Source organism: Sphingomonas sp. CCH5-D11 (genome assembly GCF_001557395.1).
Taxonomy (GTDB): domain Bacteria; phylum Pseudomonadota; class Alphaproteobacteria; order Sphingomonadales; family Sphingomonadaceae; genus Sphingomonas.
In genome coordinates this window covers 1-720 of the sequence record NZ_LSKH01000290.1, presented here as the reverse complement: position 1 = coordinate 720, position 720 = coordinate 1, and the positions used below count along the sequence as shown (strand labels likewise).

Annotated in this window: 1 protein-coding gene; it reads right to left on the bottom strand. The window is 68.9% G+C overall.

Features of this window, described 5'->3' with window-relative positions; all coding sequences use genetic code 11:
• Nucleotides 1-720, bottom strand: a 720-nt coding sequence (locus tag AX702_RS17810) for a Mu transposase domain-containing protein (RefSeq protein ID WP_443026310.1), incomplete at both ends; no start/stop codon positions are given.

The window sequence follows — 720 nt, the reverse complement described above, 5'->3', positions numbered from 1 at the left end:
CGTCGCTGGCGGTGCCGGCCAGCAATGCTTCGCGCACGGCCGCTTCCACCGCCTCGAGCCCGTCATCGAGCACTGTCGCCAGCACCCGCACGAACCGCCGGTCGGCGTCGTCGCCGGCGCCGAGCTTGCGCCGCAGCCGTGACAGCGCAGGCGGCAACTCCCAGCCCTGGAACGGTGCGCCGTTGCGCAGGGCGCCCGGCTTGGTCGCCAACACCGGCAGATAATGCCACGGGTCGTAGATGGTCCGGTCCCGGCCAAAGAACCGGGGATGGTCGGCGACGACTTCACCGTCGCAGCGCACGACGATGCGGTCGGCATAGGCGCGGACCTGAACGGCACGTCGCACCACCCTGGCAGAAACGGAGTAGCGGTTGCGGTCGAAGCTGATGAGGCAAGTGCCGCTTACCGCATGCTCGCTCTCGTGGAAGCCGTCGAAGGGCGCGACAACAGGCTGGAGCACCGCCCGTTCGGCTGCCCATGCCTGGGCGACCGTCAGTTCCTTCCGCTCGGGATGCCGGTGCATGTCGGCCCAGCGCCGACACTCGGCCTCCAGCCAACCGTTCAGCTCCTCGAGGCTGGTAAATCGCAGGCGTGGCTGGAAGAAGCGGCCGCGCGCGGTCTGCACCTGGTTCTCGACCTGACCCTTCTCCCAGCCCGACGCCGGTGAGCAGGCGGTCGGCTCGACCATGTAATGGTTGGCCATGACCAGGAAGCGCCGGT